Genomic DNA, 14,489 nt, shown 5'->3' with positions numbered 1-14,489 from the left:
TTCCTTATTGTACATTCGCAGTCCGGACAAAGACCCCGATGCAAGCATCGGGGTCTTTGTCCTGAAAAGATATACTTGCTGTGAGGCCGTACCCACAAACAATTGGCTACTGTTCCATCTGCCTGCCAAGAAAACTTGCTGCACTCATGGCAACTTTCTGTTCCAGCTCCCCAAACTTTTTCTTTTCTTCCCTGTTCAGCAGCACAACAGCTCCGATTGCATCGCCTTCACAGAGGATGGGGCATACTGCCTGCTCTATAAAATCCTTTTCATCCGGGACAATACTGGCATATTTGGCGCTGTCTGACTTTGCCAAAAGCTGTTCTCTTCCCTGGATGACTTTCTCCAGCTCCTTACTGATGTATTTATCCTGCAGCTCCTTTTTCCCACTGCCAGAAGCCGACACCACCTGGTCTGTATCAGTGATACAAACTGTGCATCCCATAGTCTGCGCCAGACTTTCAGAATACTGCTTTGCCAGAGTCCCCAACTCACCGATAGGAGAATATTTCTTTAATATAACCTCCCCTTCTCTGTCCGTAAATATCTCCAATGGATCCCCTTCGCGAATCCGCAGGGTTCTGCGTATTTCTTTCGGAATGACAACCCTTCCCAGATCATCAATCCGCCTTACGATTCCCGTAGCTTTCATAAAAAATTCCTCCATTTAAAATCATAGTAATCTTTAGCACTGCTACTATTATTTGTTAAATAGAGGAAAATATTCGCATTTTTATCAGTTTTCCATCTCTACATACTGCTCGGCAATATTTTTTACATGGTCACCCATTCTCTCAAAATCCGTCAGCACCTCGCTGAAAAGAATCCCGATCTGAGGTTTGCATTTTCCCTTCTTAAGGCGCTGCATCTGCTTTTTAAAATATTTCTCCCTAGTATCATCAATCTTTTGCTCCATTGCCCCGGCCTGCGCAAGGATCGACTGTGCGTTGCCTAAATCCGCCGCCCTGACAACCGCAAGCGCTTCCAGGCATTGGCTTTTCATAACCTCAATCTCCTCGTTGGCCATTTCTGAGAAGCTTAGATCCCATCCCTTTAGGTCACGGGCATATCCGGCCAGGTTCATTGCATGGTCCCCGATTCTCTCTAAATTACTTATAATGACATAATATCCATTAATCAGCTTCGAGTCAGACATAGACATCTCATTTTTCATTAAAGACACGATATAACCTGATATCTCTTCATTCAGATAATCTATATAATCTTCCCTTTCCGCTATCTTTTTCAGTTCCTTGTCATTATATTTTCTTAAAACATCATAGGAATGGCTGATATTTTTCTCTACCATTTCCTGCATCCTGAGCACCTCATTTTTTACCTGCGTGATGGCTACGGCCACCTGCCCGATTGAATAAGAAGTCTCAAATCTAGATATATATTTGAGGCAGTGCTCCTCTTCCTCCTCCTTTTTACTGTCAGGCAGAATACGTACTGCAGCAGCTGCCATATATGTCCCAAAGGGAAGAAGCAAAAGTGTTGTCACCACATTAAACGTAGTATGTACATTGGCAATCTGTGCCACGGGATTGCCTGGTGTCAGCGCTTCCATCCAGGACACAAATGGCGTGGACATACAGATAATTGTAAACAATATGGAACCAAAAATATTGAACATCAGATGAATCACTGTTGTTCGCTTTGCATTTACCTTCATGCCAATAGAGGCCAGGACAGCCGTAATACAAGTACCTATGTTCTGTCCAAACAAGATATAAACGGCGCTGGAAAGAGGGATCATCCCCGTACTTGCAAGAGCCTGCAAAATACCTACTGAAGCGGAAGAAGACTGGATAATAGCAGTAAATACTGCGCCAATCAGGATCCCCGTCAGTGGATTCTCAAACGTTGTCATAAACTCCACAAAAGTCTTGGAATGCTGCAGGGGCACCATAGCATCCCCCATCATGTCCATTCCCATAAATAAAATACCTAACCCCGCAAATATGCTGCTTATATGATGGATCTTCTCACTTTTCACAAACATCACCGCAGCCACGCCGCCTATGGCAAATATAGGAGCGATAGCTCCAATGTCAAGGGCAATAAGCTGTCCTGTAATAGTCGTCCCGATATTGGCCCCCATAATCACCCACACGGCCTGATTCAGGGTCATCAGGCTGGAATTTACAAATCCCACAACCATCACAGTGGTTGCTGAGGATGACTGGATTACAGCCGTAATCCCCGCCCCTACAAGCACCCCTTTTACTCTGTTTGAAGTCAATTTTTCCAGTATGGCTTTCATCCTGTTGCCTGCTGCGGCCTCCAGGCCATTGCTCATCATCTGCATGCCATAAAGAAACAGCGCCAGGCCCCCCAATAATGAAAGTATGTCCTTTATCCCCATCTCTTGTCCTTCTCCTTTTACTGCAAGTACTATTTATCCTTTTTTACTAAAATATATCTGAATATGATTTTACGCGAAATATACACCCCAATTTGTGGGAGATTTACCATAAACGAGGGGGGCATTACAGCCATATACGGCCGAATGCAAGGTAAATCTCCCACAAATTGGGGCGTGCAGATCATCAAAATGCATGTTCAGGCACATTTAGATTAATAAAAGATTATCATGACAAGGATAAACGGGTCAATCATTTTATAAAGATTCTTAACACTTTCTTTACTTAGATTATACAAATATAAAAATTGTAAGCCGCCTCCCCAGGAAACATATCCCCGGAAAACTATTTCATTCTTGAAAACCATTGAAAATCATACTTTATTCTGCTAAAATTTAAGGGATACAAAGTCAAAGACCCCCATGCAGGCATACGGGGTATTAGATCCTTACGGCAGCCGCCAACTGGACATGTAAGCATGTCCGCCTGGCCCGCTGCCTGGGGGAATAAATGCAGGATGGAGTGGATATATGAGCCTGAAAATCCCAATAGAGACCTCAGCGAGGCATATCCATGTTTCGGAGGAAGATTTTGAACAATTATTTGGTTCCGGCGCCAGGCTGAATTATATAAAAGAACTCAGCCAGCCAGGCCAGTATGCGTGTAAGGAGAGGCTGACTGTCATTGGGCCTAAGGGCCGTTTTGAAAATGTGATCGTGCTTGGCCCCTTCCGGCCGGCAACACAGGTTGAAATTTCTGTCACAGATGCCAGAAAACTTGGGATTCCCAGCGTCATCCGCCAGTCCGGAGATATTGCGGGCACTCCCGGATGCACTTTAATGGGGCCTGCGGGCAGCGTAGAACTTACAGAAGGCGTCATTGTAGCTAAACGGCATATCCATATGACTCCAATCGATGCAGTCCGGGCACATGTGAAGGACAATGATATTGTATTTGTCATCACCACAAGCTATGAACGGTCGTTGATTTTTTCAGATGTGGTTGTCCGGGTCAGCCCTCAGTTTTCCTTAGCCATGCATGTGGATACAGATGAGGCCAATGCATTTGCCAATGAAGACAACCCCACAGGCGTAATATTGAAGCTCTTTGACGGGCACACTTATAATCTGCAGACTTGGGCCGATGAATTACAGTCCGGCATTAACCGTTAATACGAATTATCAAACATATGGAGGTTTCAAATGAGTAAGATTGAAGAAATAAGAAATGCAATGGTAGCAGCCATGAAGTCTGGGGACAAAGAGAGGAAAGCCGCCCTTTCCTTCCTGTTGTCCGCACTGAAAAACAAGGCCATAGACAAGCGGGGGGATTTAACAGAGGAGGAGGAGACACAAGTCATCCTCAGAGAAATAAAGCAGACAAAGGAGACTCTGGACATGACTCCAAAGGACCGGACCGACATCATAGATGAATGTAATAAGCGTCTTGCAGTCCTTGAAGAATATGCCCCACAGATGATGGGCCCAGATGAAATCAAAACTGTCATAAAAGAAGTGCTGTCCGGCCTTGGCATAGATGTACCCACGCCAAAGGATAAGGGCAGGATTATGAAAGAACTTATGCCGAGAGTGAAAGGAAAAGCCGACGGCAAACTTGTCAGCCAAACCGTGGCAGATATGATGGAATAAGGGGTCATGATCCAGATATTGTTTGAGTATTATATATCTGGCGCACCTTAGCATAAACATATTTTAAAAATAACCCCGGCTTCCCAATATAAATTATACCAGGAGCCGAGGTTATTTTTTGCATTAATAAAAACAACAGCCTATATTTCGTTATCTGTTAAACACTGCAATCACCAGGCCTTCCTCTCTTATGGACGCCCAGTGCGCTTCATTAATTTGTTCCAGTAAATATCTATGGGTTATAAGCCTGTACAGCGGTATATGATTCTCTGCGGCTTTTCCCAAAAATTCAAAGCACTCTTCATAATCCCTGGATGAATAGAACCTGCCTCCTACTGGCATGGACTCTTCATAGTACTTTGAAACAGCCTTGCCCTTTCCGAGCACATATCCGAGCTCACAAACATGTCCGCTGGCCTTAACCAGGCGTTTCGCAGTACTGCGTCCCAAAGACGAGGCAGTACACTGGAAAACTACATCTGCAAGATGGCCCCCAAAATATCTTTTTAGCTTTTCGAGAACCCCGGCCATTCCCTTTTTATCTCTATAATCAATAGCCTCTCTGGCGCCAAATTCCTTCGCCAGTTTTAACTGGCTTTCATCGCCATCAATTACTACAATGTCATATACCCCCATGCACTTGAGGACTGCCACCGCCATCAGGCCTTCCAGGCCGCACCCCATTACAACTGCGCGCCCGGCCATGTCCAGCCGGCTGAGCTTACCCGCCCTTTGGACTGCGCTGTTTACAGCAATAGCAGTCTCCGTGAGGAGACGTGACTCCAAATCCAAGTCATTGACCTGATATATTTGATTGCCCGCCTGAAGAATCACATAATTTGAAAACCATCCATTTATTGCCTGTCCCGAACCAGTACGGTTTCCGCCATAAGAAGAAGCAAATCCTCCTGCCTTCTTCACAGCCACTACCCGGTCTCCAACTTTCAGCACATTTCCCCTGGCATCGCACAGAGAAGTGCTGCCCAGTTTTACAATCACACCAGTCCCCTGCTGCCCTGTAAGCACAGCCTGCCCAACTCTTTTCTCCTTCATGAATTCTGTTGTGTCTGACGGCGCAACACAGCATCCTTCTACCTGTACAAGGATTTCCTTCCCCCCGATCTCAGGTAGTTTATGTTCCTTCAATTCGTAATTCTCCGGTGACTGCAGCACTGCCGTTTTCCCCATCTCACTGCCTGTATAGGCAAATTTTTTCTCCAGAGTGAAGGCTTTCCTGCTCCGCCCTGCTGCACCTGCCTCAGACAAAACCTGTTTCACAATTTCGTCAATCTTTATATCCATTTCCTATCTCCTTTACCAGGACATCTTTTTCTGCTTCATACCTATCCTGCCTGCGTCTACCACATGCAGTAATTTGTCAATTTTAATCTTTACCACGACTTTCCTATAGGATTCGGGCATATTATCATGGCAGCATGGCTTATGCCCGTCAGTTGGATAAACAAGATAAAACTTTCCGGGTTTCATATGAAGCCGGTCGCCGTGCCCTTCCAGCCACTCGATATCAGTCTCTGGGTCATAGGGGGTCTTTACCTGCAAATCAGACTTATCGGCATATTCCCACATTTCAGAACCCTCCAGCAATATCTGTACATCCAGGTACTTATTATGTGTCTCAAAATCTGCCTCCTCAAAACCTCTGGTCTGCCCTTCCTGGACAAAAGCAAACCCCTTTCCAACCGGATACCTTCCCACTGCCAGACGCTCCTTCTGGGCACGCTCTGCAAAACGCACTGCATCCCACAACTCCGGCACACACCTCTGGTAATAACGGAAATTCTCCAATTTATCTATTATCATCTTATGTCAACACTCCTATCTGCTGTTATCATGCCCTCCATTGCCTAAAAACTTTTTACAGAAGCTGAAGCTCTCTCATCTTATTATATACATTTGCCCTTGCATCTGCCTCCAGCGAAAGTGCAGGGAGCCTTTCATGCCCGTCCTGGTTCAGCACACGGTAATACATGGCCTGCTTACATGCCAAAAACAGCGGCGTACTGAAGGAGTAAATATCCATAGCACTGACCATCTTTTTAAACCACACTGCAGCCTCGTTAAAGTCGCCCCTTTTGGCCGCCTTGTATGTGTTCACTGTAAATTCAGGCGCAAAATTTGCTGTGGCATTGATAAATCCGTCCACACCAGTGACCAGCAGTCCCATAGCCTGGTTCTCATATGCACAGAACACTGAAAAGTCAGGGTTAATCTCTTTCGCCTTCTGCAAACTGAGCACATGGTTGAAGTCATTGATTGTATCCTTAATCCCTACGATGTTCGAATTATCTCTTACAAGTTTGCAAACCACGTCTGGATTAAAGCAGTAACCTGTAAGGTCTGGGAAATTATATATTATAATAGGAAGGGATGTATGTGAGGCCACATATCCGAAATATGCCTCTACCATCTCTGAGCTGTACACACTGAAATATGGATTAATCAAAAGTACCCCGTCTGCGCCTGCCGCCTCAACAAACTTCAGAAGCTCCATGGTATTCTCCAGGCATGTGTCACCGACGCCTACGATCACATTCACACGTCCATCCACATGGTCAATCATTGCTTTAATGAAGTTTTTCTTCTCCTCCACAGTCATGATGCTGAATTCCCCTGATGTACCCAGGTATGCCAGTCCATCAACCCCCTGTGAGATTAAAAAATCTGCCTGTCTCTTGCTTGCTTCAATGTCGATTTTGCATTTGTCATCAAAAATAGTGATGACCGGCGGGTTTACACCGCATAATTTCTTCATATTACTATTCCTCCTTCTGATATCCAAGCTCTTTGGACAACCCCCTGCCTGCCTTAAGCATTTCCTGAGTTATGAGCTCTTTCTTGTCCATCATACGTTCCTTGGGCCCCGAAACACTGATGGCTGCGACCATCCTATGATACCCGTCATAAATCGGAACTGCAAGGCACCATAGATTTTCTTCGATTTCCTGGTCATCTGTGGCAAACCCCTGAAGCCGGAATTCCTGCAGCTGGGATCTGAGTTCCTGTATATCCATAATGGTATTGTCGGTATATTTATGGAAATCCAGTTTATTTACAATATCCCTGCTCTCCTCTGGGGGCAGGAACGCTAAGAATGCCTTCCCAAGGCCGGTACAGTATACCGGTTTTCTTGAGCCAATCTGTGCATTGGTATTGATGGTACGCTCACAGTTCTCCTTAGCTATATAAACAATCTCATCCCCAGACAAGACTCCAAGGAAACTCGTCTCCCCCAATGTCTGCATCAGATGCTTCAGATATGGGGTCGCCATTCTGCCAATATCAAACCTGGATGCCGCAACAGCCCCCAGGCTTACCAGCTTTCCGCCCAGAGAATAACGCTTTTGTTCATCCACAGACAGATAACCATTCTCTGCCATTGTCTGAAGAAGCGCAATTGTACTGCTTGGCGCAAACTGCAGCCGGCTGCTTATATCTTTATTTGTCAGTCCATCGGAACTACTCTCCAAAAGTTCAAAAATTTTTAGTACTCTTTCTGCTGATTTTACTGCCATGTCTAACTCCTGTCCCCCGGCTATTCCAGGGACAAATGCCCTACGATATAACCTAAAACTACCTTACCACGCATATCATTCATTGTCAATCATAACCAAAACAGGAGCCTGGGCATTACCTGTCCCACGCTCCCGTCCTGGAATCATTCCCTGTCAAATGCTGTACATTCAATCAGGATTCTTTCTTATATAAATAAGGTTGAAATCAAACCAACGATTACAATCAGGATAATCCCCGTTACCGAAGCGATGGCCTGGCCCAATGTATAGGTCTTGGCCCCTCCTGTCAGGTTCAGGCCCGACATATTTGAAACAATCCAGAAGCCTGAGTCGTTGATGGTTGCACCGAAAAGCGCTCCATCAAGACAAGCCAGTGCAATAAATACAGGGTGAATTGCGACTGTTGTGGCAACACTCTGCATGATTGCAAATGTGGTCAGGGAAGCAACTGTTCCAGATCCTGTGATCTGCCTGAACAGCAATCCTAAAATCCATCCAATAAGCAAAATCAATGCAACATTTCCTGAAATGTTAGATACCATATCTTTGATCGCTTCGCTGACGCCAGATGCAGTAATAACTTCAGAAAATGATCCGCCGGCGCCGGTGATCAGGAACACGATACCTGCTGATTTCAAAGAATCGGAAGCTACCTTCTCTGTTTTCTCAAGGCCAAGAATCTTGATAGAAATCAACATGCCTGCCAATGTACCGCAAAGCATAGATGTGGTTTTCTGGCCGAGGAAATCAATCCATGCAGGAACATCATCTGACACTGCGCCTACCACCGTGTTGAGCAGAATCAATACGATAGGAATAATAATCGGAAGCAATGAGATGAAAAATCCAGGAAGCTTCTCTGGCAGCTCCAACTCATCCACATTCAGGCCATTTCCATTCTCGTCTTTCTCTGGATTCCAAAGGCCTCTGTCCATCAGTTTTCCATGAATAGTTGTTGCAATCAATGCCATTGGGATACCAAATAACAATCCGGCTGCAATCATAATACCGAGATCAAAGTTAAAATATTCCGGTGCAACCAGCGGATTCGGTGTGGGAGGCACCAATGTATGTGCTATACCAGCACCAATGGAGATAGCGCCGACAATGTAACCAATTCCTTTATTCAGCTTCTTCATCAGGGCTACGCCGATTGGAATCAGGATAACAAATGTTACATCAAAGAATACTGGGATTGAAAGTATAAATCCCGCAAACGCAACTGCATAAATTGCATATTTATTTGGGAAAACGGATACAAGTTTATCTGCAATGACCGTCGCCCCGCCTGTATCACTTACAAATTGTCCAAGGATGATACCAAGGCCGATGGGGAACCCGATACTTCCCATCATATTTCCAAAACCATTGTTAATTGCATTTACAAGGCCAGTTGTCACAGTACCGTCCTCAGCCGTAACATCCACAAGCGGTACCTGTGCCAGAAATCCCAGCAGTAAAGATCCCAGGATCAGTGCAATTGCCGGATTACATTTTGCTTTTGTACACAAAAGTACAACAAGTGCGATCGATATAATCAAACTTATAATCAGAAATGTTGTTGACATATTACCCTCCTACATAAAGCTGTAATCTTTACAGTTTTGTTCCTTTCTTTACTTCAACCAGTGTTTTATCCTTATTTAATTCCACACCGAATCCTGGCTTGTCGCTGACTTTTAATTTGCCGTTTACTGGCATTGGCTCATCCTTCAGCAATGGATAGTACTGAGGAACAACCTTATCAGCCTTTGGCGCCATCATCAGGCATTCCGTGATCGGTGAGTTTGTCTTTGTTGTTACATAGTGATAGCTATATGTACCGCTTCCATGAGGAATAACAAGTTTGCCATGGGCTTCTGCCAGATTACCAATCTTGATCAGCTCTGTCATACCACCGCACCAACCCACATCTGGCTGAATCACATCCAGGTCGCAGTCCTCTATCAGCATACGGAAACCGAACCTTGTGGCTTCATGCTCCCCGCCAGTAACCATGATCTGATTGCCTGCAGCTTTCTTCAAGTCACGGTATGACCAGTAGTCATCTGGGTTAAAGCACTCTTCAATCCAATTGAATTTCAGGTCGGCAGACGCCTGCATCAGGCGTTTCGCATAATACAGATCCAGAGCCATCCAGCAGTCCCACATCAGAAGGAAGTCATCCCCACATTTCTCACGCATGTCAGCCGCCAGTTCAATGCTCTTCTTTAAGCCTTCCATTCCATCATCCTGTCCATATACAAGAGGAATCTTACCTCCCACAAACCCCATATCTTTTGCAAGGTCCGGTCTCGGGCCTGTAGCGTAGAATGACAATTCTTCACGTACTTTACCGCCCAGCATTGCATACACAGGTTCTTCTCTCAGCTTACCGAGCAGATCCCAAAGAGCAAGGTCAACTGCCGAAATTGCATTCATTACTACACCTTTACGCCCATAGTACAGAGAGGCACGGTACATCTGATCCCAGGCTTCCTCTATCTGATTCGCATCTTTTCCTACGATAAAACGGTCAAGGTGATTCATAACAAGCCATGCTGCCGGATATCCGCCGGTTGTAATACCAAATCCAGTCACTCCGTTATCTGCCTCAACTTCCACCACTAAAGTTTTCAGCGCATTGATCCCAAAGCTTGTTCTCGTCGCTTTGTACTCTGGGTAAATGCTCATCGGGGTTGCAATCTGTTTTACAATCCAATGTTCCTCACTCTGATCATGATAGTCAGCTCCGCCCCCTTCTACAACATATGCGCGGATTGCGGCAATCTTCCTTCCCATTAATGCCATGATAATACCTTCCTTTCCTCATAATAAATTCATTTACTATCAATATACCCTCTACATTTGATTCACATATGAGAATCAAATTCCGATTTCATGGATAGTTTATCATTATTTTATAATTAAGTCAACAATCTACATTTTTTTCCACAGTATAGTCAAAAAAACCTCTGTAATTTTGTATGGTTTTCACAAAACAACAGCAAACCTTATATGTCTAGAGGATTGATTTTTAAAAAATTATAACGTATACTGAGTCAAAGACCCCCATACAAGCATACGGGCATCAAACTGGCAGCGATGCAGGCATCGGGGTATTTGACCCTGGAGGCAGATGCCAAACGGACATGTAAACATGTCCATTTGGTTCGTTGCCTATGGGAATAAAGTTATCACAATCGATATCTGGAATGGCCTGCATAATTGTATCTGTAGGCCAAAGGATATACAAAAGAGGAGAGGCTGCTGAAAAAACGGCGGAGAGGGACAAAATCTATTATGTTTATTTTAATTTTTAACCAACTTCTGAAAATGTTCATCATTATGATACTTGCATTTATCTGCTATAAGTTAAAGATCGTAAATCAGGAGGGCAATAAAGCGATTTCCAACCTGCTCCTTATGGTAGTCAACCCATGCCTGATTATCACTGCCTATCAGATCGAATATGAGCCTTTACTTGTCAGAGGACTTCTAATATCCTTTGCAGCTGCCATTGCCGCACATATAATTGCAATATTGGCAGCAAAGCTTTTTATCCCCGCAAAAAACAATCCAGAGTACTACTTAGACCGTTTTGGGGCAGTCTATGCCAACTGCGGATTTATAGGAATCCCCCTGATTTATAGTGTGCTGGGCAATGAAGGAGTGTTTTATCTGACAGCCTACATGACCATATTTAATATATTTACATGGACCCATGGACTGAGCCTGCTGGAAGGAAGTTTCTCCGCCAAGCAGCTTAAAGAGGGCCTCTCCTCCCCTATGGTTATAGCCACAGTTATTGCTATCATCCTATTCTTCCTGCAATTTAGAATCCCCGGCACAGTATTAGATTCTATGAACTATGTGGCTGATATGAATACCCCCCTGGCCATGATGGTAGCTGGGTTCTCTGTTGCACAGGCTGATTTAAAAAAAATCTTTACAAACTTCCATATATACAAAATCAGCCTGGTCAAACTGCTGGTTGTCCCAATAGCCGTTACGCTGCTGCTTTATATAACCCGTGCAGGCCGCGATATCGCCTATACCACTTTAATCGCCGCCTCATGCCCCACTGCGACGACTATGACCATGATGGCAATCCGCTATAACAAGAATTATACATATGCTTCGGAAGTCTTTTCTTTTACAACCGTTCTGTCAATGGTAACAATACCTTTTGTTATTTTTCTGGCCGGTTTCTTGATCCCATAGATTAGGGCGGCCCTAAATGAAGGGTCCCGGATACATACGAATCTGTACCCGGGACCCTCCTCCATATCTTTCTATAATTCTTTTATTTTTTCATGCAGTTTGCGCAGGGAGTATACCCTTGTTTTTTCAGCTGAGAAAGGGAATCATCCGATTCCTTCCGGTTTCGGCCGGCTATTTTTTTAGCGCTGGCACAAGATGGCTTGTGTACCTTCATGGAATTTGTATTTAGAATATATACATCTCCTGCATCTTTGCCCTTCCCACTTCCTCTGGCTTGTTCTCTGGCCTGGCTGCCCTCTGCCTCCCCTGCCTTCCAGCTGCTGTCCGGAGACATATTCCATGTTATTTTTTCTCCATCTGATGTTGCCACAATTGTACCCTGCTCATCTGTCCTGAATACCTTGATCCCCTTACTTCTAAGCAGGTTTAGCACCTCCGCGTGGGGATGCCCATATGCATTATCTTCCCCGCAGCTAATCACAGCATATTCAGGACTGACTGCTTTTAAAAACTCCTCGGATGTCCCTGTCCTGCTGCCGTGATGGCTGACCTTGTATACGTCAGCCGAAAGGAATTCCTCTCTCTCCAACATTTCATTTTCAGACTCCTCCTCAGCGTCTCCCACAAACAAAAAGCGATTACTCCCATAATCCAGCCGCAGCGCAATGGAATAATCATTGGCCCCTTCATATGCTTTATCCTGTGGAGCGAGCACCGTGAACTTCGCATCCCCTAACTGATAACTATCCCCTGGCCTGGGAGCCTGGGCCTGATAATTTTTGGCCTTTATTGTATTCTCCACGTCCTCCCAGGTCTTGGTATCTTTCCTTAAGTCGGGCAGCAATACTCTGCCGCAGTCAAATTTATATAGGATAACATCCAAACCCCCGGCATGGTCTGCGTCAGGATGGGTTCCTATGACATAATCCAAATTTTCAATCCCCTGATTTTTCAGATAGCTCCAAACTGCCGTACCTTTACTGTTATTCCCTGCATCGATCAGCATAGAATGGCCCTCTGTCATAATTAACGTGGCGTCTCCCTGCCCTACATCCAGGAAGTGCACCTCCAATTTAGGACTCCTTTCATCCCTCTGTGCGCCTGCCGCAGCAGTCTGTCCCACTGTAAGTAAAAGCACTGCAAGGCCCAGTCCCAGCCACCTTTTTAGTCTGCTCCTTTTATCCCCAGCCAACCCTCTTACCCCCTTTATATATTTTCTCTCCATTGGCACTGTTTACAGGTACAATGTTCATCCCGACAGCATGTCTGTCCCAAATATAGAAGATTATTTAAGCCTCAAGTCCATAGAACATACAAATTATACCACATCTGTCTGTTCCCGCACCTTTTTATGCACAGAAAATATATTTTTCCAGTATTCCACGACAGAAAATGCCAGGGGCCACGGCACAGAATACAGTTCCTTCAGCAGGCAGTATCCCCACATTCCGAACCCAGTAAGGGGAGAAATCAGATACATAAAAAACCGGGCCTCTGCCGCCATAATAAGTCATTATAAATGCATGGTCAAAGACCCCGATGCAAGCATACGGGGCATCAAACTAGCAGCGATGCAAGCATCGGGATATTAGACCCTCGCGGCAGTCGCCAAATGGACATGTAAACATGTCCGCTTGGCTCGCTGCCCGCGGGAATAAACTATTATTAGATTTTACATTTTTTGTCTTGTAATGGTGAAATCAAAATGCTAGAATAGGTAAGCATCTAATAACTTTATCACTGTGACGGGGGAAAATAAAATGGCATTTTTTCATTCATTAAGCACACAAAAAAGACAGAATATTTTTGGTATGGGCACTGCCATCTTAGGGTCTGTGATGTTTGCGTTCGGCCTGAATGTATTCATTACACCACTTGCATTATATAACGGAGGATTTATGGGTATCTCCCAGCTGATCCGTACATTTATTGTCAATACGCTTCATTTTTCCTTCGGCCAGACAGATATCGCAGGTATTATTTACCTCCTGATTAACCTGCCCCTGATTTATATGGCCTGGACTAAAATGGGTAAAATGTTTTTTGCGCGGTCCATCATCACAATTATCATACAGACATTGGCATTGACCATTATACCTATCCCTGCGTCTCCAATTATAGACGACTATCTGGCGGCGTGTGTCATTGGCGGGATTATTGCAGGTACCGGCTCTGGCCTGATCCTCAGGGGAGGCAGTTCCGGTGGAGGGCAGGATATACTGGGAATCTATTTTTCCAAGAAGTTCCCTGGGTTCAGCGTGGGAAAGGTTTCTTTAATTATTAACTTCTTCGTATACGGAATCTGCCTGGTTATGTTTAATATAGAAATTGTCATATATTCCCTGATTTATGGCGTTGTATATTCTATCGCCTGCGACCGGGTACATATACAGAATATTAATATGAGTGTCATGATCTTTACCAAGAAACTCGGTATATCCCGTGCCATCATAGAGCAGATGGGAAGAGGAGTCACCAACTGGGATGGGGCAGGTGCATATACAAATCAGACATCTTATATCCTGTTTGTGGTTATTTCCAAATACGAGGTCAACCGGCTTAAACGGGTGGTGCACAGTATTGACCCCAATGCATTTATGATATTTACAGAAGGCTGCTCCGTATCTGGCAACTTTGAAAAGCGGCTGTACCCATAAAACAAAATACCCTGGGGCAGGTTCCATAATATATATTGGTTACCTGTCCCAGGGTATTTTTGATTTTTGTACTATATGAGA

15 protein-coding genes are annotated in these 14,489 nt (G+C 44.7%); 5 read left to right on the top strand and 10 right to left on the bottom strand.

Going from position 1 to position 14,489, the window contains the following annotated elements; translation table 11 throughout:
- Positions 1-106: 106 nt before the first annotated feature.
- Together spoVT and EFA47_RS04505 are read right to left on the bottom strand one after the other, a co-directional pair.
- Entirely contained in the window at positions 107-652 is a 546-nt protein-coding gene (gene spoVT / locus EFA47_RS04510) for a stage V sporulation protein T (RefSeq protein ID WP_122642170.1), read from the bottom strand.
- An 84-nt stretch (positions 653-736) separates the two neighbouring features.
- Positions 737-2,368 carry a Na/Pi cotransporter family protein gene (locus EFA47_RS04505; RefSeq protein WP_122642169.1) on the bottom strand — a complete coding sequence of 544 codons (1,632 nt, stop codon included), beginning with the start codon at positions 2,366-2,368 and terminating at the stop codon, positions 737-739.
- Positions 2,369-2,431: 63 nt separating this feature from the next.
- On the opposite strand from EFA47_RS04505, the gene EFA47_RS20470 reads away from it, so the two are divergent.
- The 3 genes from EFA47_RS20470 (at position 2,432) to EFA47_RS04495 (ending at position 4,015) form a co-directional block, all read left to right on the top strand.
- Positions 2,432-2,584: a DUF6783 domain-containing protein gene (locus EFA47_RS20470; protein ID WP_306438856.1), complete on the top strand. Its 153-nt coding sequence runs from the start codon at positions 2,432-2,434 to the stop codon at positions 2,582-2,584.
- A 312-nt stretch (positions 2,585-2,896) separates the two neighbouring features.
- Positions 2,897-3,538: a PduL/EutD family phosphate acyltransferase gene (locus EFA47_RS04500; protein ID WP_122642168.1), complete on the top strand. Its 642-nt coding sequence runs from the start codon at positions 2,897-2,899 to the stop codon at positions 3,536-3,538.
- Positions 3,539-3,568: 30 nt separating this feature from the next.
- Positions 3,569-4,015, top strand: a complete 447-nt coding sequence (locus tag EFA47_RS04495; RefSeq protein ID WP_122642167.1) for a GatB/YqeY domain-containing protein — start codon at positions 3,569-3,571, stop codon at positions 4,013-4,015.
- Positions 4,016-4,165: 150 nt separating this feature from the next.
- Here the strand turns inward: EFA47_RS04495 and EFA47_RS04490 are convergent, their stop codons facing one another.
- The 6 genes from EFA47_RS04490 to rhmD form a co-directional block, all read right to left on the bottom strand.
- Positions 4,166-5,317 (bottom strand): zinc-binding dehydrogenase, encoded by a 1,152-nt coding sequence (locus EFA47_RS04490; protein ID WP_122642166.1) that lies wholly within the window; start codon positions 5,315-5,317, stop codon positions 4,166-4,168.
- 12 nt (positions 5,318-5,329) lie between these two features.
- Positions 5,330-5,836, bottom strand: a complete 507-nt coding sequence (locus EFA47_RS04485) for a YhcH/YjgK/YiaL family protein (protein WP_122642165.1) — start codon at positions 5,834-5,836, stop codon at positions 5,330-5,332.
- Positions 5,837-5,891: 55 nt separating this feature from the next.
- Positions 5,892-6,788, bottom strand: coding sequence for a dihydrodipicolinate synthase family protein (locus EFA47_RS04480; RefSeq protein ID WP_122642164.1), 897 nt, complete (start codon positions 6,786-6,788; stop codon positions 5,892-5,894).
- A 4-nt stretch (positions 6,789-6,792) separates the two neighbouring features.
- On the bottom strand, positions 6,793-7,548 hold the full coding sequence (locus tag EFA47_RS04475; protein ID WP_122642163.1) for an IclR family transcriptional regulator: 756 nt from the start codon (positions 7,546-7,548) through the stop codon (positions 6,793-6,795).
- Between the two features lie 185 nt (positions 7,549-7,733).
- The gene (locus EFA47_RS04470; protein WP_122642162.1) at positions 7,734-9,116 is read right to left on the bottom strand and encodes a GntP family permease; all 1,383 of its coding nucleotides are present in this window, start codon (positions 9,114-9,116) and stop codon (positions 7,734-7,736) included.
- A gap of 28 nt (positions 9,117-9,144) precedes the next feature.
- Positions 9,145-10,338 (bottom strand): L-rhamnonate dehydratase, encoded by a 1,194-nt coding sequence (gene rhmD / locus EFA47_RS04465; protein WP_122642161.1) that lies wholly within the window; start codon positions 10,336-10,338, stop codon positions 9,145-9,147.
- 492 nt (positions 10,339-10,830) lie between these two features.
- On the opposite strand from rhmD, the gene EFA47_RS04460 reads away from it, so the two are divergent.
- Positions 10,831-11,751: an AEC family transporter gene (locus EFA47_RS04460; RefSeq protein WP_122642160.1), complete on the top strand. Its 921-nt coding sequence runs from the start codon at positions 10,831-10,833 to the stop codon at positions 11,749-11,751.
- 82 nt (positions 11,752-11,833) lie between these two features.
- Here the strand turns inward: EFA47_RS04460 and EFA47_RS04455 are convergent, their stop codons facing one another.
- Positions 11,834-12,943: a ComEC/Rec2 family competence protein gene (locus EFA47_RS04455; protein ID WP_235853212.1), complete on the bottom strand. Its 1,110-nt coding sequence runs from the start codon at positions 12,941-12,943 to the stop codon at positions 11,834-11,836.
- A 126-nt stretch (positions 12,944-13,069) separates the two neighbouring features.
- On the bottom strand, positions 13,070-13,231 hold the full coding sequence (locus tag EFA47_RS04450; protein ID WP_164689919.1) for a hypothetical protein: 162 nt from the start codon (positions 13,229-13,231) through the stop codon (positions 13,070-13,072).
- Positions 13,232-13,511: 280 nt separating this feature from the next.
- Between EFA47_RS04450 and EFA47_RS04445 the strand changes: the two genes are divergently transcribed.
- A complete protein-coding gene (locus EFA47_RS04445) occupies positions 13,512-14,408 on the top strand; it encodes a YitT family protein (RefSeq protein ID WP_122642157.1) in 897 nt (298 codons plus the stop codon).
- Positions 14,409-14,489 lie beyond the last annotated feature (81 nt).

This window comes from Luxibacter massiliensis (assembly GCF_900604355.1).
Taxonomy (GTDB): domain Bacteria; phylum Bacillota; class Clostridia; order Lachnospirales; family Lachnospiraceae; genus Luxibacter; species Luxibacter massiliensis.
Note: the sequence above shows the minus strand (reverse complement) of the source record. Positions and strands in the feature narration are given on the sequence as shown.